Genomic DNA, 17,356 nt, shown 5'->3' with positions numbered 1-17,356 from the left:
CTAACCCTCTCCCGTTATCGGGCGAGGGGACCGTTGGTGGCGATGATTGAGACGACGAGTCATTCTTTAACCATGCTCGATTAGCGCTCTCTTGTGCTTAAGAGAGGGCATGAAACGTTCCGTTATCCCACGCCCAACACTTTCCTGGCCTCACGCGCCACGTTCGCCATCTCATCACTCAACTCCAGCAATTCCGGCTCCAGCGCTTCGATATCACTCTCCTGATGCAGGCTCTTTTCCAGCTGCTGACACAGCTGTTTCAGTCTGGGCACGCCGCTGTAGCTGGCACTGCCGTGCAGCTTATGGATGATCTCGCGTAGGCCATTAACATCGTTACTGGCCATGGAACCCTCCACGCGAGCTTCCACCTCCGGCAGGAAATCCAGCAGCATCTGCAGCAGATCGCGCGCCAGATCCGGTTTGTTGGCGGCCTGACGCAGTGCCAGCGCCCAGTCGAGCGATGGCGCAACATCCGGCAGTAGTGTGGGTGCCGCCGTGGGGTTCGGGGCATAGCGCTGCAACAGCTGGCTCAGTTTGCCTTCGTCTATCGGCTTCGCCAGATAATCATTCATCCCGGCGCCAATCAGCTGCTGGCGCTCGCCATCCAGCGCATGCGCGGTCACCGCGACAATCGGGGTATTGGCATGCAGCGGCAGGCTACGGATAATTTCACTGGCGCGAATGCCATCGATATCCGGCATCTGGATATCCATCAAAATCACATCCAGCTTGTGTAAACGCGCCTGGCGGATAGCCTGTTCCGCGTTGTCGCACAGAATGATGTGCTGAACCTGCTCCTCCAGCAGCGCACCGATTAACTTCAGATTGGCAGGATTGTCATCCACCGCCATCACCGTCAGCGGCTGGCGGGTACTGTGCGGTAAGGCATCGTTATGCAAACTGTGCAAATCCAGCAGCATCGGCAACAAGCGCGTCAGTGAGACGGGTTTGGCGATACAGCCGGCGATGCCTCGTGCGCGCAAATCGTCGGCGAACAGCATCATCTCGCTGGGCAGCGCCAGCAGTACCGAATCGGCATGGGCGCGCAGCCGTTGAATTAAAGCATCCGGCAGCGTGGCGGGGTGAGGATCGTTCACCGGCAATCCCATCAACAACAGCGGGAAGCGGGTATCCGGCAGCGCTTCCAGTGAAGTGAAATGCTGAACCTGCAGCGGCGTGATGCTAAGCATCTCCTGCACCGCTTTCGCCACCGCCGCATGGGGTTCGATATAGGCTAACGGGATGGCGCGCAGATCTTCCAGCATACGCGGAATGGGCGGCGCGTTGGGATTGAGATCGAGATGAACGTGCACCCAGAAAGTGGATCCCTGATTCTGACGGCTGTGGAACGCGATCTCTCCGCCCATCTCCGACACCAGTTTTTGCGTGATCACCAGACCCAAACCAGTGCCGCCGTGGCGGCGGGAAATACTCGCATCGGCCTGACGAAACGCCTGGAACAGCTGTGACTGTTGCTGCTCAGAAATGCCAATGCCGGTGTCGTGTACCTGAATTTCCAGTTCAACGCGCGTGGTGCTCAGGCTACGCAGCTCAACACGCAAATCGATGTGCCCCTGCTCAGTAAACTTAATGGCATTACCAATCAGGTTAATCATGATCTGCTGTAAACGTAGCGGGTCGCCAATCACATTATCCGGCACCTGTTTTTCCAGACAAACGGTGATCTCGAGTCCTTTGTCATGTGCCGAAGGTGCCAGCAGCACCAGCGTTTCATCCAGCGTGGCGCGTAGCGGGAAGGGGATCGATTCCAGCACCAGTTTGCCGGCTTCGAGCTTTGAGAAATCCAGCACATCGTTGATGATGCTCAGCAGGTTATTGGCCGAGCGTTCAATGGTGCTCATATAATCGCGTTGGTTGGTGCTCAGTCCGGTTTTCAGCATCTGACGGGTAAAGCCAATCACTCCGTTGAGCGGTGTTCGTAACTCATGCGACATATTGGCGAGAAATTCTGATTTAATACGCGCCGCTTCCTGCGCGCGCTTCTTCGCCAAATCCAGCTCGACGTTTTGAATCTCTAGCTGCTCCAGGGTTTCACGCAGATCGTAGGTGGCCTGATCGATATTCTGCTGCATCTCTTCGTGATAAGCGGTGAGCGACATCGCCATGGCATTGATGCCGTTTTTCAGGATGCTCAGTTCGCCCAGCATGTAGCCATCAACGCGGCTGTCGAGTTGGCCGCGACGAATGCGGTCCACGGTGGAAACCATGTTACGAATTGGCCCGGTGACGTCGCGCATCAGACGATAGGCAAACAGCATGGCGATGCACAAACAAAACAGTAAGAGCAAAGTGGCCACAAACACCTCTTTGTACTGCTCCAGCCGCACCGATTGCAGATCGAGTTCAATAGCCACATACCCCAACGGATTACCCGCCGGTTTGGCATCTTCTCCGGGCAGTTCGTCTACGGAATAGCGTTCGGAGATAATCGGGGTTCGCAGCACCATCAAATTGCCGTGGCGCTCGACGGAGACACCATCTTCCAGCGTCGAGATGTCTTCTTTCTGCAACAACGCCAGATTTTGGTTGTTGTTCGAAGTGACGTAGATGTGATTGTTGTTGTCGAAAACGGTAATGGCACGGACAATATCGGAATGACGACGATGCAGCAGGCTGACCAGCTCGCGAATCGCATCACGATTGTGCCAGGTCATGCCGTATTCGCTGGAGACTGCCAGCGGTTCGATAATGTTCGATCCGGCATCGCGCACCTGATGTTGTAATTCGTTATAACGGTGCACCACGAAGAAGGTACTGAGCAGCAGACCAATCATTAACGTTGGCGCCAGTATCAAAATCATCATTCGCGCCCGCAGGCTATATTTGGTCATAATTGTGGCCTGGCAACTCCTGGCATTGATATCCCTGTGCACAATCCGCTTGCGATGGCACACCCCATTAATTTAGAGAATTCACAACACTATGGCGCAATTTTACTCCGCAAAACAGCGTGTGGCGACAAAGCAGCGTATTACCGTCACTATCGAAGACCTTGACCCCTTTGGACAAGGTGTTGCGCGCCATAATGGCAAAGCGATGTTTGTCAGCGGCGCACTGCCGGGTGAACAGGCCGAAGTTATGGTCGTGGAAGATAAACGTCAGTTCTCGCGGGCCAAAGCCAAAAAGATTATGCAGCCAAGCGCACAGCGGGAAAAACCGCGCTGTGTGCACTTTGGCGTGTGTGGTGGCTGCCAGCAACAGCATGCCGCGATCGCGTTACAGGAGGACAGTAAAGCACGTGCGCTGAGCCGAATGTTGAGCCGGGATGCGCCTTTGCCGGTGCAGGTGAATGAGATCATCAGCGGCAACACTTGGGGCTATCGCCGTCGCGCCCGTCTGGGACTGCAATGGCAGCCTAAACAGCAGCGTTTACAAATGGGGTTCCGCCAGGCGGCCAGCAACGATTTGGTTGAGTTAACTCAATGCCCCATTTTGGTGCCCGAGCTTGAAGCGTTACTGCAGCCGTTGCACCAGTGTCTTAGCAGCTTACAGGCCGCACGGCGACTGGGGCATGTCGAGTTAGTGCTGGCAGATAATGGCCCGGTGATGGTGCTGCGTCATCTTGATGCATTGTCCGCAGGCGATCATGTAAAACTGGAACGCTTTTCGCATGAGCATCAGCTGATGTTGTATCTGGCGGACGGCAGCGAGCATTTGCAGCCGCTGGGGGATTACGCACCTTTCTACCAATCGTTTGATTTGAAACTGACTTTCAGCCCGCAGGATTTCATCCAGGTGAATGATGGCGTGAATCAGCAGATGGTGACAAAAGCCATTGAATGGCTCGATTTACAGCCCGAAGATCGGGTGCTGGATCTGTTTTGCGGTATGGGTAATTTCACTTTGCCTGTAGGAAAGTTCGTACAAAATGCTGTGGGTGTGGAGGGTGTTGCAGCATTAGTCCACCAGGCAGCGTATAATGCTGAGCTGAATAATCTTAAAAATGTCCGCTTTTTCCAGCACAACCTGGAGGAAGACGTTGCCCACCAGCCTTGGGCAGCGCAGGGATTTAACAAGGTGTTACTGGATCCAGCACGTGCTGGGGCCGCGGGTGTGATGTCGCATATCGTTAAACTTGCGCCGCAACGCGTGGTCTATGTTTCCTGTAACCCAACAACACTTGCGCGCGACAGTCAGGCATTACTGTCGGCGGGCTACCATTTGGAAAGGGTCGCGATGCTGGATATGTTCCCACATACCAGTCATCTCGAGTCCATGGTGCTGTTTAGCAAAGCATAAGCGGCGTTTTCGTCGTTATGGCAGGAGAGGATATGGTTGCGGTTAGAAGTGCGCATTTAAATACGGAAGGGGAGTTTGCCCTTGACCAGTGGATCGCCAGTTTAAATATCAATAATCCGCAATCCTGTCAGCGATTGGCGGACACCTGGCGCTACTGTGAAACCGAAACGCACAACCATCCAGATCAGGCTCTGCTGCTGTGGCGCGGTATTGAGATGGTGGAAATACTCACCATGCTCAGTATGGACAACGATAGCCTGCGCGCGGCCTTACTGTTCCCGCTGGCCAACGCGGATGTGGTCAGTGAAGAAGAGCTGGAAAAGTCGTTCGGCAAAGGCATTGTCTCGCTGGTACATGGTGTGCGCGATATGGACGCGATCCGCCAGCTGAAAGCCATCCACAATGATTCTATGGCCTCCGAGCAGGTGGATAACGTGCGCCGCATGCTGCTGGCGATGGTGGAAGATTTCCGCTGCGTGGTTATCAAGCTGGCAGAGCGTATTGCCCACCTGCGTGAAATGAAGGATGCACCAGAAGACGAACGTGTTCTCGCCGCCAAAGAGAGCACCAACATCTATGCGCCGTTAGCCAATCGTCTGGGTATCGGTCAGCTCAAATGGGAGCTGGAAGATTACTGCTTCCGCTATCTGCACCCCGATGAGTACAAACGCATCGCCAAACTGCTGCATGAACGACGTATTGACCGCGAAGGTTACATTGATAATTTCGTGAGTAACTTACGTGCAGAGATGCAGAAGGAGGGCGTGCGTGCTGAAGTCTATGGCCGCCCGAAACATATCTACAGCATCTGGCGCAAGATGCAGAAAAAGTCGCTGGCGTTTGATGAGTTGTTCGATGTGCGCGCGGTGCGCATCGTGGCAGAACGTTTGCAGGATTGCTACGGCGCGTTAGGCACCGTGCACACACTGTATCGCCATCTTCCCAGCGAGTTCGACGACTACGTTGCCAATCCAAAACCCAACGGTTATCAATCCATTCACACGGTGGTGCTCGGTCCGCAGGGCAAGACGGTAGAGATCCAGATTCGTACTCGCCAGATGCATGAAGATGCGGAGTTGGGCGTGGCCGCGCACTGGAAGTACAAAGAAGGCCCGACTTCCAGTAACGCGCGCGGTGCGGCAGGGCACGAGGAACGCATTGCGTGGCTGCGTAAGCTGATTACCTGGCAGGAAGAGATGGCGGATTCCGGCGAGATGCTGGAAGAGGTGCGCAGTCAGGTATTTGACGATCGGGTGTACGTGTTTACCCCGAAAGGCGACGTGGTCGATCTGCCATCTGGCTCAACACCGCTGGACTTCGCTTATCACATTCACAGTGATATCGGACATCGCTGCATTGGTGCCAAAATCAGCGGTCGCATTGTGCCGTTCACCTATCAATTGCAGATGGGCGATCAGATTGAGGTGATTACCCAGAAGCAGCCGAACCCGAGCCGCGACTGGCTGAACCCGAACCTTGGCTATATCACCACCAGCCGTGGCCGTTCAAAAATTCACGCCTGGTTCCGCAAACAAGATCGCGACAAGAACATTCTGGCTGGCCGCCAGATTCTTGAAAGCGAGTTGAGCCAGCTGGATATCAGTTTCCGCGATGCAGAAAAAATTCTGCTGCCGCGTTATAACGTCAGCTCGCAGGATGAGCTGTTGGCGATGATTGGCGGCGGCGATATTCGCCTCAATCAGATGGTCAACTTCCTGCAGGCCAAACTCAATAAGCCGAGTGCGGAAGAGGAAGATCGTGAAGCGCTGCGCCAGCTGACGCAAAAATCACATCAGCCTTCATCTGCGCGCAGAGAAAGTGGACGCGTGGTGGTGGAAGGCGTGGGCAATCTGCTGCACCACATTGCGCGCTGCTGCCAGCCGATCCCGGGTGACGATATCGTGGGCTTTATCACCCAGGGGCGCGGTATTTCCATTCACCGAGCCGACTGTGACCAGTTAAGCGAACTGATCTCCCATGCGCCGGAACGTATTGTCGATGCGGTGTGGGGCGAAGATTATTCGAGCGGCTATTCGCTGGTGGTACGCGTCACCGCCAACGATCGCAGCGGGTTACTGCGCGATATCACTACCATTCTGGCGAATGAGAAGGTTAACGTGCTGGGCGTTTCCAGCCGCAGCGACACCAAAAAGCAGTTGGCAACCATTGATATGGATATCGAAATCTACAACCAGCAGGTGCTGGGTCGCGTGCTGGCGCGTCTTAATCAGGTGCCGGATATCATCGACGCACGCCGTCTGAACTGATGTGGCCAGGCCGCCATGAAAGGGCAGCCTGGCATTTACTGTACGCCCGAAATGGCACGTCCAGGTTGCTCTGCGCGTCGACCAGATTTCGGTGCGCCTCAGGGTCGCCATTTTGGCGACCTTTTCCATTTTAACCCCTAAGGATTTCCCCATGACAGCCCTGAATCGTCTGCTCACCATCATGCAAACCTTGCGCGACCCGAAACGTGGCTGCCCGTGGGATCGTCAGCAGACCTTCGCCTCCATCGCCCCTTACACGCTGGAAGAGACCTACGAAGTGATCGACGCGATTCAGCGCGAGGACTTTGATGACCTGCGCGGTGAACTCGGCGATCTGCTGTTTCAGGTGGTGTTTTACGCGCAAATGGCCGATGAGCAACAGCGTTTCAACTTCGATGACATCTGCAATGCGATTAGCGACAAGCTGGAGCGCCGTCATCCGCACATCTTTGGTGATGTGCAGGCCGACACCACGCAGGAAGTACTGAAAAACTGGGAAGCGATCAAACACAGCGAGCGCGCAGAGAAGTCACAGCATTCGGTGCTGGATGACATTCCTAAAGCCTTGCCTGCACTGATGCGTGCTTACAAAATCCAGAAGCGCTGTAGCACGGTGGGATTCGACTGGAACAACCTGGGGCCAGTGCTGGATAAAGTGCATGAAGAGATCGATGAAGTGATGCACGAAGCGCAGCAGGCGGTGGTCGACAATGACAAGCTGGAAGAGGAGATTGGCGATTTGCTGTTTGCCACCGTCAACCTTTCGCGCCATCTGGGCAGCAAAGCCGAAATCGCCTTACAAAAAGCCAATGATAAATTTGAGCGTCGCTTCCGTCAGGTTGAATCCATCATCAGCGTGCAGGGACTGGCGATGCAGGATGCGACCCTGGATCAAATGGAAGCCGCCTGGCAGCAGGTGAAATGCAGTGAGAACAAAGACTAAGCGGTTATTCTTCAAATTGTCGATTATTCCTGCATTGCGCATAAATTGTCCGCTTGAGCTTACTCGATTCAGCCAAGCGGCAACTTTGTGACGCACGTCAACATTTCACCCTCGTCTATTCGCTATGTTATCGGCTGCAATGCGGGGGGGTGATGTGATTCATCAATTGTGGCTGAGGACGACTTCGGGTATACTATTTTCCCGTCTTGGTTATTCCACCGTCTTTAAACCTAAACTCTCAGGTTCAGCATGACAACGAATTATATTTTTGTGACCGGCGGGGTCGTATCCTCTCTGGGCAAAGGCATTGCCGCAGCCTCCCTCGCAGCCATCCTTGAAGCACGTGGTCTGAATGTGACCATCATGAAACTCGATCCGTACATTAACGTCGATCCGGGTACCATGAGCCCAACGCAGCACGGTGAAGTGTTTGTTACCGATGATGGGGCCGAAACCGATCTGGACTTGGGTCACTACGAGCGCTTCATCCGTACCAAAATGTCGCGCCGCAACAACTTTACGACCGGTCGTATCTACTCAGAAGTGCTGCGCAAAGAACGTCGCGGTGACTATCTGGGTGCCACGATTCAGGTTATCCCACACATCACCAACGCCATTAAAGAACGTATTATCGAAGGCGGCGAAGGTCATGATGTCGTACTGGTGGAAATCGGCGGTACCGTAGGTGATATTGAATCCCTGCCGTTCCTCGAAGCGATTCGCCAGATGGCGGTTGATGTGGGCCGTGAACACACCATGTATATGCACCTGACTTTGGTGCCGTATATGGCGGCTGCAGGCGAAGTGAAAACCAAGCCAACCCAGCATTCAGTGAAAGAGCTGCTGTCGATCGGTATCCAGCCTGATGTGCTGATCTGCCGTTCTGACCGCGCTGTGCCGGCCAATGAACGTGCGAAGATCGCCCTGTTCTGTAACGTGCCAGAGAAAGCGGTTATTTCCCTGAAAGATGTGGATTCCATCTACAAGATTCCTGGCCTGTTGAAATCACAGGGTCTGGATGACTATATCTGTAAGCGTTTCAATCTGAGCGCACCGGAAGCGAACCTGGCCGAATGGGAACAGGTTATCTATGAAGAAGCCAATCCGGGTGGCGAAGTGACCATCGGTATGGTCGGCAAATATGTCGAACTGCCAGATGCGTACAAGTCAGTGATTGAAGCACTGAAGCACGGTGGCCTGAAAAATCGTGTAACCGTGAACATCAAGCTGATCGATTCGCAGGATGTGGAATCTCGCGGTGTCGAAATTCTGAAAGATCTGGATGCTATCCTGATCCCGGGCGGCTTCGGCTACCGTGGTGTGGAAGGCAAAATGCTCACGGCGCAATACGCGCGTGAGAACAACATCCCTTACCTCGGTATCTGCCTGGGTATGCAGGTTGCGTTGATGGAATTCGCACGCAACGTGGCCGGGATGGCAGACGCCAACTCAACGGAATTTGTGCCAGACTGTAAGTACCCAGTGGTCGCGCTGATCACTGAATGGCGTGATGAAGAAGGCAACGTTGAGCAACGCACTGAGCAGAGCGATCTGGGCGGCACCATGCGTCTGGGTAGCCAGCAGTGCCAGCTGACGCCGGAAAGTAAAGTGCGCCAGCTATACGGTTCTGACGTGATTACTGAACGTCACCGTCATCGTTATGAAGTGAACAATCTGCTGTTGAAGCCGATTGAAGCGGCGGGTCTGCATATTGCGGGCCGTTCCGGCGACGACCAGCTGGTGGAGATCATCGAACTCCCGAACCATCCGTGGTTTGTAGCTTGTCAGTTCCACCCGGAATTCACGTCGACCCCGCGTGATGGTCATCCGCTGTTCGCTGGCTTTGTTAAAGCCGCGCAGGAGCACCAGAAGCGGTTAGCGAAGTAAGAGTTTAACGAACAGCGCGCGAACTTTTCGCGCGTTGTTTGTCTTAGGATTGACTAACTTGTACTGAGGAAAATCGAATGTCCAAAATCGTAAAAGTCATCGGTCGCGAAATCATCGACTCCCGTGGCAACCCGACTGTAGAAGCAGAAGTGCATCTGGAAGGCGGTTTCGTTGGTCTGGCTGCAGCGCCATCAGGTGCTTCAACCGGTTCTCGCGAAGCACTGGAGCTGCGTGACGGTGACAAATCTCGTTTCCTGGGCAAAGGCGTGACCAAAGCGGTTGCCGCTGTTAACGGTCCTATCGCTGCAGCGGTAACCGGTAAAGATGCCAAAGACCAGGCGAACATCGATAAGATCATGATCGAGCTGGACGGTACTGAGAACAAATCCAACTTCGGCGCTAACGCCATTCTGGCGGTTTCGCTGGCTGCGGCTAAAGCGGCTGCGGCTTCTAAAGGCCTGCCACTGTACGCGCACATCGCTGAACTGAACGGCACCCCAGGCAAATTCTCTATGCCACTGCCGATGATGAACATCATCAACGGTGGTGAGCACGCGGATAACAACGTTGATATCCAGGAATTCATGATCCAGCCTGTTGGCGCGAAAAACGTGAAAGAAGCCATTCGTATGGGTTCTGAAGTTTTCCACAACCTGGCAAAAGTGCTGAAAGCCAAAGGCATGAGCACTGCGGTCGGTGACGAAGGTGGCTATGCGCCTAACCTGGGTTCTAACGCCGAAGCGCTGGCTGTTATCGCTGAAGCGGTGAAAGCAGCAGGCTACGAGCTGGGCAAAGACATCACCCTGGCGATGGACTGTGCAGCGTCTGAATTCTACAAAGACGGCAAATATGTGCTGGCTGGCGAAGGCAACAAAGCTTTCACCTCTGAAGAGTTCACGCACTTCCTGGAAGACCTGACCAAACAGTACCCAATCGTCTCTATCGAAGACGGTCTGGACGAGTCTGACTGGGCGGGCTTCGCTTACCAGACCAAAGTACTGGGCGACAAAATTCAGCTGGTAGGTGACGACCTGTTCGTGACCAACACCAAGATCCTGAAAGAAGGTATCGATAAAGGTATCGCTAACTCCATCCTGATCAAATTCAACCAGATCGGTTCTCTGACCGAAACTCTGGCTGCAATCAAGATGGCAAAAGATGCAGGTTACACCGCGGTGATTTCACACCGTTCAGGTGAAACTGAAGATGCGACCATCGCTGACCTGGCGGTCGGTACTGCTGCTGGCCAGATCAAAACCGGTTCTATGAGCCGTTCTGACCGTGTTGCTAAGTACAACCAGCTGATTCGTATCGAAGAAGCGCTGGGCGACAAAGCTCCGTTCAACGGTCTGAAAGAAGTTAAAGGCCAGTAAGGCTCTGTTGATGTGTCCCGATGGGCCGCATCATCGCTGATAAAGCCCCGCCTCGTGCGGGGCTTTTGTTTTTTTGGCACGAAGCAGCTGTGAACCGATGGTGAAAATCTGCCATAATCTGCGCCTCGAATTTAAGACGTGAGTAAAAAATGTTCTACCCGATTAACGAAATGTTCCAGACCCTGCAGGGCGAAGGATTTTACACCGGTGTTCCGGCGCTGTTCATCCGCTTACAAGGATGTCCGGTGGGCTGTAGCTGGTGTGATACCAAGCATACGTGGGAAAAACTGGCCGATCGGGAGACCTCGCTGGGCGACATTCTGGTGAAAACCGTGGAGAGTGACGCCTGGGGCAGTGCCGATGCAGCAATGCTGATCGAGACCATTCAACGTCAGGGCTGGACCGCGCGCCATGTGGTGATCACCGGCGGTGAACCGGCTATTTTTGATTTGCGCCCGTTGACCGAGGCGTTGGAAGCGGCCGGATTTGAGTGCCAGATTGAGACCAGCGGTACACATGAAGTGCACTGTTCTGACAGCACCTGGGTGACGGTTTCACCGAAGGTCAATATGCGCGGCGGTTACGATGTGCTGCCGCAGGCGTTGCAGCGTGCGGATGAGATTAAACATCCGGTGGCGCGTGAGCGTGATGTCGAAGCGTTAGATGTGCTGCTGGCGGGTCTGCATGATGATGATAAGAAGCGCATTGTGGCGCTGCAACCGATCAGTCGTGGCGATGCCGCCACCAAACTGTGCATTGAGACCTGCATTGCGCGTAACTGGCGCCTTTCGATGCAGACACATAAGTATCTGAATATCGCCTGATTCATCAGGTGTGCATCCCTGCGGCACCTGACTCAAACCTGTTTGAAGGGTCGCCATTGATGGCGACCCTGTTCATTACCGCACCGGCTAAACGATATGGATAGCGACTTTTTCCATTACCCCGCCGACGCATGCTTAGGTTTTATTGCTTTGCTTTATACGCGTCGAAGGCCTGTTTGATCTCAGCCTTAGCTTTCGCCGCATCTTCAAAACCATTCAGCTCAACTTTCTTACGGCCATCTGGCAACTGCTTATACACGCGGAAGAAGGCTTCCAGACGTTCCTGCTCCATTTTCGGCAAGTCTTTCATCTCTTTGATGTCGTCATAGGTTGGGTCGATTTTGCTGGTTGGTACCGCAACAATCTTGTCGTCCACTTCGCCACCATCAATCATTTTCAGCACGCCAATCGGGCGCAGTTTGATCAGTGTGCCCGGTTGCAGTGGCGCGCGGGTGTAGAAGATCACATCCAGCGGATCGCCATCACCGCCCAGTGACTGGGTCAGTGAGCCGTAGTTTGCGGGATAGGCAACCGGCATCGACTGGAAACGGTCAGCCACGATAAAACCGGTTTTTGCATCGGTTTCATATTTGATCATGCTGCCCGCCGGAATTTCAGTCACGGCATAGAACTCATCCGGTACTTTTTCAGGCTGCGGAAAATCCAGTACGTTTTGCGCCTGAACGGCGGCAGAGGCGGAAACCAGCAAAGCAATAACAGAAAGGCGTTTAACGAAGTTCATTGTTGATTCTCTTGATCTTTAATGAAGGAGACAACAACGTAGAGGGGGCGGATGACAGGGAGATGAAGTGAACGTAAAGAAGCGTATAGCTGAAAGTCAGGCTGCACAGCGGCAGCCCGTCAACAGTGATTAACCTTTATAAGTACAACCTGCGGTACAGGTTTCCTTGATCATCACTGCACTCAGTTCTGGCAGGATCGGTTTCATCTGATCCCAAATCCATTTTGCCAGCACTTCGCTGGTTGGATTTTCCAGGCCTGGAATATCATTCAGATAGTGATGATCGAGACGATCATAAATCGGCATAAACGCCGCCTTCAGTTCGGCAAAATCCATGACCCAACCGGTATGCGCATCCACTTCACCGGTAATTTCTAATCGCACCAGGAACGAATGGCCATGCAGACGACCACATTTATGCCCTTCAGGCACATGCGGCAGACGGTGGGCAGATTCGAACTGGAACTCTTTAAACAGCGTGGTAGACATAATGGCTCTCAGACTTAAAAACCGCCGAATTCTACCTGAATCACAGATTTTTCGCACCCGCTTACGATGAAAAGGGCATTTTGCGCACGCCTATACCGCAACATGTTGATTAACGTATTGAATAAAGGCGACTTTATTTACCACTTTTGCCGATTAACATTACCCGAAAAACCACTTAGTCATTTTGGTTATTAATTATGTCGAAGGCGTATTTAATCGTTAATATACAGCCCGGTAACCTACCCACTCTTCCGCCATTTATCGGTCCGGACTTCAGACACTGGAATTTTTAACGCGATGACGACTCAGGCACCAGGTTCAATGCTCCCGCTTAATCCGGAGCAACTCGCGCGCTTACAGGCAGCGACCACGGATTTCAACACCACGCAGATGGCCTGGCTTTCCGGCTACTTCTGGGGCATGGTCAATCAGACGCCGGGCGCCGTTGCTGCACCTGCACCGGTGCAGGCCGAAGTGCCAACCATCACGCTGATTTCCGCGTCACAAACCGGTAATGCTCGTCGTCTGGCGGAACAGCTGCGCGATGATCTGCTGGCCGCCAAACTGAGCGTCAATCTGGTGAACGCCGGTGACTACAAGTTTAAGCAAATCGGTCAGGAGAAATTACTGGTTGTTGTCACTTCGACGCAAGGTGAAGGTGAGCCACCGGAAGAAGCCGTGGCGCTGCACAAATTCCTGCTGTCGAAGAAGGCGCCGAAATTTGCGACTGGCTCCGCGTTTGCGGTGTTCGGCCTCGGCGATACCTCTTACGAATTTTTCAGCAAAGCCGGTAAAGACTTTGATGAGCGTCTGGCGGAACTGGGCGCAGAACGTCTGCTGGATCGTGTTGATGCCGACGTGGAGTACAAAGAGCAGGCTACGGCCTGGCGTCAACAGCTGACCGAGATTCTAAAAGCACGCGTGCCGAGTGAATCCTCAGTGGTCGCGGCTGTGACGGCTTCTGGCGTGGTGAACGACATCCACAGCAGCCCATACACCAAAGAAGCGCCACTGACCGCCAGCTTTGCCGCTAATCAAAAAATCACCGGTCGCGATTCGGATAAAGATGTTCGCCATATCGAAATCGATCTGGGCGATTCTGGTCTGCGCTATCAGCCCGGCGATGCGCTGGGCGTGTGGTTTGAAAACGACGCGGAACTGGTACAGGAACTGCTGCAACTGGTGTGGCTGAAGGGCGATGAGCCGGTTGATGTTAACGGTGAAAACCTGCCGCTCGCAGAAGCCTTGCAAAAGCATTATGAGTTGACGGTGAACACGCCGCAAATCGTTGAACAGTATGCTGCGCTGTCACGCAATGATGCGCTGCTGGCGCTGTCGGGTGATAAGCCGAAATTACAGAGCTATGCGCAGAGCTTCCCGATTGTCGATATGGTGCGTCAGGCACCGACTGAACTCAATGCAGAACAGCTCACTGGCCTGTTGCGTCCTTTAACACCGCGCCTTTATTCGATTGCTTCATCGCAAGCGGAAACGGATACCGAAGTACATATTACTGTCGGTGCGGTGCGTTATGAGATTGATGGTCGTCAGCGCGGCGGCGGTGCGTCAACCTGGCTGGCGGATCGCATCGAAGAAGACGGCGACATCCGCGTGTTCATCGAACACAACGACAACTTCCGCTTGCCGGCTAACCCGGAAACGCCAGTGATCATGGTCGGCCCAGGCACCGGTATCGCGCCGTTCCGCTCCTTTATGCAGCAGCGTGATAACGACGGAGCAGGCGGTAAAAACTGGCTGTTCTTTGGTAATCCGCACTTCACCGATGATTTCCTCTATCAGGTGGAATGGCAGAAATACGTCAAAGACGGCTTGCTGACCAACATTGATTTAGCGTGGTCACGTGACCAGGCTGAGAAAATATACGTACAAGATAAAATCCGCGCCAAAGGGGCGGAAGTGTGGCGCTGGATTGAAGAAGGCGCGCACCTTTACGTCTGCGGCGACGCTAATCGCATGGCGAAAGACGTTGAGCAGGCATTACTGGATGTGGTGGTCGAACACGGCGGCATGGATCGTGAAACGGCTGACGAATTTTTAAGTGAGCTGCGCATTGAGCGCCGTTATCAGCGAGACGTTTACTAATGAGCGAAAAACATCCTGGACCGCTGGTCGTTGAAGGCAAGCTGACCGACGCCGAGCGTCTGAAAAAACAGAGTAACTACCTGCGCGGCACCATTCTCGAGGATCTCGATGATGGCCTGACCGGCGGCTTCAGTGGCGATAATTTCCTGCTGATCCGTTTCCACGGCATGTACCAGCAGGACGACCGCGATATTCGTGCGGAGCGGGCGGCGCAGAAACTGGAACCGCGCCACGCGATGATGCTGCGTTGCCGTCTGCCGGGCGGGATTATCACGCCAACGCAATGGCTGGCGATTGATAAGTTCGCCACCGATAAAACCATTTACGGCAGCATCCGTCTGACTAACCGTCAGACCTTCCAGTTCCACGGCATTCTGAAAAAGAACGTGAAGCCGACGCACCAGATGCTGCATGAAGTGGGTCTCGACGCGCTGGCCACCGCCAACGACGTGAACCGTAACGTGTTGTGCACTTCGAATCCAGTCGAGTCGGAACTGCATCAGGAAGCCTACGAGTGGGCGAAAAAGCTCTCCGAGCACCTGCTGCCGCAAACCCGCGCATACGCTGAGATTTGGTGGGATAAAGAGAAGGTTGCCACAACGGATAAAGAACCAATTCTGGGCGAAACCTATCTGCCGCGTAAGTTCAAAACTACCGTGGTGGTGCCACCGCATAACGATGTCGACCTGCATGCGAATGACCTGAACTTTATCGCCATTGCGGAGAACGGCAAGCTGATTGGCTTTAACCTGTTGGTTGGCGGTGGGTTGTCGATCGACCACGGTAATAAAGCGACTTATGCGCGTACTGCGAGTGAGTTTGGCTTCCTGCCGGTAGAGAAGATCCTTGATGTGGCGGCTGCGGTAGTGACCACCCAGCGCGACTGGGGTAACCGTACCGATCGTAAAAACGCCAAAACCAAATACACGCTGGAGCGTGTTGGCGTTGAAACCTTTAAAGCGGAAGTGGAAAAGCGTGCAGGCCTGACGTTTGAACCGATTCGTCCTTATGCGTTCACGACCCGTGGCGATCGCGTGGGCTGGGTGAAAGGCATTGATAAGAAATGGCACCTGACGCTGTTTATTGAAAACGGCCGTCTGCTGGATTATCCAGGCCGTCCGTTGAAACGCGGCATCGCTGAAATTGCCAAAATCCACCAAGGCGATTTCCGTCTCACCGCAAACCAGAATCTGATCGTGGCGGGCGTGCCGGAGAAGCAAAAAGCGCAGATCGAAGCTATCGCCCGTGAACACGGTTTGATGGAAGCGGTGACGCCACAGCGTGAAAACTCCATGGCCTGCGTGGCCTTCCCCACCTGCCCATTAGCGATGGCCGAAGCCGAGCGCTTCCTGCCTTCGTTTGTCACCAAGGTTGAAGAGATCATGCATAAGCACGGCGTCGGTGAAGAGCACATCGTGCTACGCGTTACCGGTTGCCCAAACGGCTGTGGCCGTGCTTTGCTGGCGGAGTTAGGTCTGGTGGGTAAAGCACCAGGCCGCTACAACTTACACATTGGCGGCAACCGCATGGGTACGCGCATTCCGCGTATGTACCGCGAGAACATCAACGAAGGCGAAATTCTGGCCAGCATCGATGAGCTGGTGGCGCGCTGGGCAACCGAGCGCCAGGCCGATGAAGGCTTCGGTGACTTCGTGATTCGCGCTGGCATCATCAAAGCCGTGGTGGATCCCGCCCGTGATTTTTGGGACTCGGAGGCAGTATGACGGTACTTGATCTCGCAGCACTGAATAGTGGCAGCAAAGTCGATCGCATCATGGCACTGGCCGAAAGCAACGTGCAGCTGGAGAAACTCTCCGCTGAGCAACGCGTGAGCTGGGCGCTGGAAAACATGCCAGGCGCGTTTGTGCTGTCATCCAGCTTTGGTATTCAGGCGGCGGTTCTGCTGCATATGGTGACGCAGCAGAAACCGGATACGCCGGTGATCCTGACCGATACCGGCTATCTGTTCCCGGAAACTTATCGCTTTATTGATGAGCTGACCGAGAAGCTCAATCTCAATCTGCAAATCTTCCGTGCTGAGACCTCTCCAGCATGGCAGGAAGCGCGCTACGGCAAGCTGTGGGAGCAGGGCGTCGAGGGGATTGAGCAGTACAACCAAATCAACAAGGTCGAACCGATGAATCGCGCGCTGCAAACCCTGGGTGCGCAGACCTGGTTTGCGGGTCTACGCCGTGACCAGTCAGGCAGCCGCGCCAGTTTGCCTGTGCTGGCGGTACAGCGCGGTGTGTTCAAGATTCTGCCGATCATTGACTGGGATAACCGTCAGGTGCACCAGTACCTGAAACAACATGGCCTTAAGTATCATCCGCTGTGGGATGAGGGCTATTTGTCAGTGGGCGATACGCACACCACCAAAAAGTGGGAACCGGGCATGGCAGAAGAAGAGACACGCTTCTTTGGCCTGAAGCGCGAGTGTGGATTGCACGAAGGTTGATGCATCATTAAAA

At 54.1% G+C, this 17,356-nt stretch carries 12 protein-coding genes; 9 read left to right on the top strand and 3 right to left on the bottom strand.

Annotated elements, in window-relative coordinates:
- Positions 1-122: 122 nt before the first annotated feature.
- Positions 123-2,852 carry a two-component sensor histidine kinase BarA gene (barA, locus tag JK231_RS19315; RefSeq protein WP_160833105.1) on the bottom strand — a complete coding sequence of 910 codons (2,730 nt, stop codon included), beginning with the start codon at positions 2,850-2,852 and terminating at the stop codon, positions 123-125.
- Positions 2,853-2,943: 91 nt separating this feature from the next.
- Here barA and rlmD point away from each other — a divergent pair, with 91 nt between their 5' ends.
- The 6 genes from rlmD to queE all read left to right on the top strand — a co-directional run bounded on the left by rlmD (position 2,944) and on the right by queE (position 11,554).
- Positions 2,944-4,260, top strand: coding sequence for a 23S rRNA (uracil(1939)-C(5))-methyltransferase RlmD (gene rlmD / locus JK231_RS19310; protein WP_211729266.1), 1,317 nt, complete (start codon positions 2,944-2,946; stop codon positions 4,258-4,260).
- Between the two features lie 32 nt (positions 4,261-4,292).
- The gene (gene relA, locus JK231_RS19305) at positions 4,293-6,527 is read left to right on the top strand and encodes a GTP diphosphokinase (protein WP_034823050.1); all 2,235 of its coding nucleotides are present in this window, start codon (positions 4,293-4,295) and stop codon (positions 6,525-6,527) included.
- Between the two features lie 151 nt (positions 6,528-6,678).
- Positions 6,679-7,470, top strand: coding sequence for a nucleoside triphosphate pyrophosphohydrolase (gene mazG / locus JK231_RS19300; RefSeq protein WP_160833107.1), 792 nt, complete (start codon positions 6,679-6,681; stop codon positions 7,468-7,470).
- Between the two features lie 249 nt (positions 7,471-7,719).
- Positions 7,720-9,357, top strand: coding sequence for a glutamine hydrolyzing CTP synthase (gene pyrG / locus JK231_RS19295; RefSeq protein ID WP_034823046.1), 1,638 nt, complete (start codon positions 7,720-7,722; stop codon positions 9,355-9,357).
- A gap of 77 nt (positions 9,358-9,434) precedes the next feature.
- The gene (gene eno, locus JK231_RS19290; RefSeq protein ID WP_034823037.1) at positions 9,435-10,730 is read left to right on the top strand and encodes a phosphopyruvate hydratase; all 1,296 of its coding nucleotides are present in this window, start codon (positions 9,435-9,437) and stop codon (positions 10,728-10,730) included.
- Positions 10,731-10,879: 149 nt separating this feature from the next.
- Complete coding sequence (gene queE, locus JK231_RS19285; RefSeq protein WP_097117966.1) at positions 10,880-11,554, top strand: 7-carboxy-7-deazaguanine synthase QueE; 675 nt, start codon at positions 10,880-10,882, stop codon at positions 11,552-11,554.
- A 142-nt stretch (positions 11,555-11,696) separates the two neighbouring features.
- Here the strand turns inward: queE and JK231_RS19280 are convergent, their stop codons facing one another.
- The gene (locus JK231_RS19280) at positions 11,697-12,296 is read right to left on the bottom strand and encodes an inorganic diphosphatase (protein ID WP_211729265.1); all 600 of its coding nucleotides are present in this window, start codon (positions 12,294-12,296) and stop codon (positions 11,697-11,699) included.
- 129 nt (positions 12,297-12,425) lie between these two features.
- Positions 12,426-12,788, bottom strand: a complete 363-nt coding sequence (queD, locus tag JK231_RS19275; RefSeq protein WP_176505758.1) for a 6-carboxytetrahydropterin synthase QueD — start codon at positions 12,786-12,788, stop codon at positions 12,426-12,428.
- Between the two features lie 294 nt (positions 12,789-13,082).
- Here queD and cysJ point away from each other — a divergent pair, with 294 nt between their 5' ends.
- The 3 genes from cysJ to JK231_RS19260 are packed head-to-tail and all read left to right on the top strand — an operon-like array spanning position 13,083 to position 17,343.
- A complete protein-coding gene (gene cysJ, locus JK231_RS19270) occupies positions 13,083-14,888 on the top strand; it encodes an NADPH-dependent assimilatory sulfite reductase flavoprotein subunit (protein ID WP_211729264.1) in 1,806 nt (601 codons plus the stop codon).
- On the top strand, positions 14,888-16,612 hold the full coding sequence (gene cysI, locus JK231_RS19265) for an assimilatory sulfite reductase (NADPH) hemoprotein subunit (protein ID WP_034823019.1): 1,725 nt from the start codon (positions 14,888-14,890) through the stop codon (positions 16,610-16,612). Before cysJ ends, cysI begins: the two co-directional genes overlap by 1 nt.
- Positions 16,609-17,343 carry a phosphoadenylyl-sulfate reductase gene (locus JK231_RS19260; protein WP_097117963.1) on the top strand — a complete coding sequence of 245 codons (735 nt, stop codon included), beginning with the start codon at positions 16,609-16,611 and terminating at the stop codon, positions 17,341-17,343. The genes cysI and JK231_RS19260 overlap by 4 nt, the downstream gene beginning before the upstream one ends.
- Positions 17,344-17,356: the final 13 nt, after the last annotated feature.

It is taken from the genome of Pantoea sp. JGM49 (assembly GCF_018257655.1).
Classification (GTDB): Bacteria; Pseudomonadota; Gammaproteobacteria; order Enterobacterales; family Enterobacteriaceae; genus Pantoea; species Pantoea communis.
Note: the sequence above shows the minus strand (reverse complement) of the source record. Positions and strands in the feature narration are given on the sequence as shown.

Excerpts from the sequence above, each read along its gene's own strand:
- cysI (WP_034823019.1), top strand. The coding sequence starts at position 14,888 with ATGAGCGAAAAACATCCTGGACCGCTGGTCGTTGAAGGCAAGCTGACC.
- rlmD (WP_211729266.1), top strand. The coding sequence starts at position 2,944 with ATGGCGCAATTTTACTCCGCAAAACAGCGTGTGGCGACAAAGCAGCGT.
- eno (WP_034823037.1), top strand. The coding sequence starts at position 9,435 with ATGTCCAAAATCGTAAAAGTCATCGGTCGCGAAATCATCGACTCCCGT.
- JK231_RS19280 (WP_211729265.1), bottom strand. The coding sequence starts at position 12,296 with ATGAACTTCGTTAAACGCCTTTCTGTTATTGCTTTGCTGGTTTCCGCC.
- pyrG (WP_034823046.1), top strand. The coding sequence starts at position 7,720 with ATGACAACGAATTATATTTTTGTGACCGGCGGGGTCGTATCCTCTCTG.
- mazG (WP_160833107.1), top strand. The coding sequence starts at position 6,679 with ATGACAGCCCTGAATCGTCTGCTCACCATCATGCAAACCTTGCGCGAC.
- cysJ (WP_211729264.1), top strand. The coding sequence starts at position 13,083 with ATGACGACTCAGGCACCAGGTTCAATGCTCCCGCTTAATCCGGAGCAA.
- barA (WP_160833105.1), bottom strand. The coding sequence starts at position 2,852 with ATGACCAAATATAGCCTGCGGGCGCGAATGATGATTTTGATACTGGCG.
- JK231_RS19260 (WP_097117963.1), top strand. The coding sequence starts at position 16,609 with ATGACGGTACTTGATCTCGCAGCACTGAATAGTGGCAGCAAAGTCGAT.
- queE (WP_097117966.1), top strand. The coding sequence starts at position 10,880 with ATGTTCTACCCGATTAACGAAATGTTCCAGACCCTGCAGGGCGAAGGA.
- relA (WP_034823050.1), top strand. The coding sequence starts at position 4,293 with ATGGTTGCGGTTAGAAGTGCGCATTTAAATACGGAAGGGGAGTTTGCC.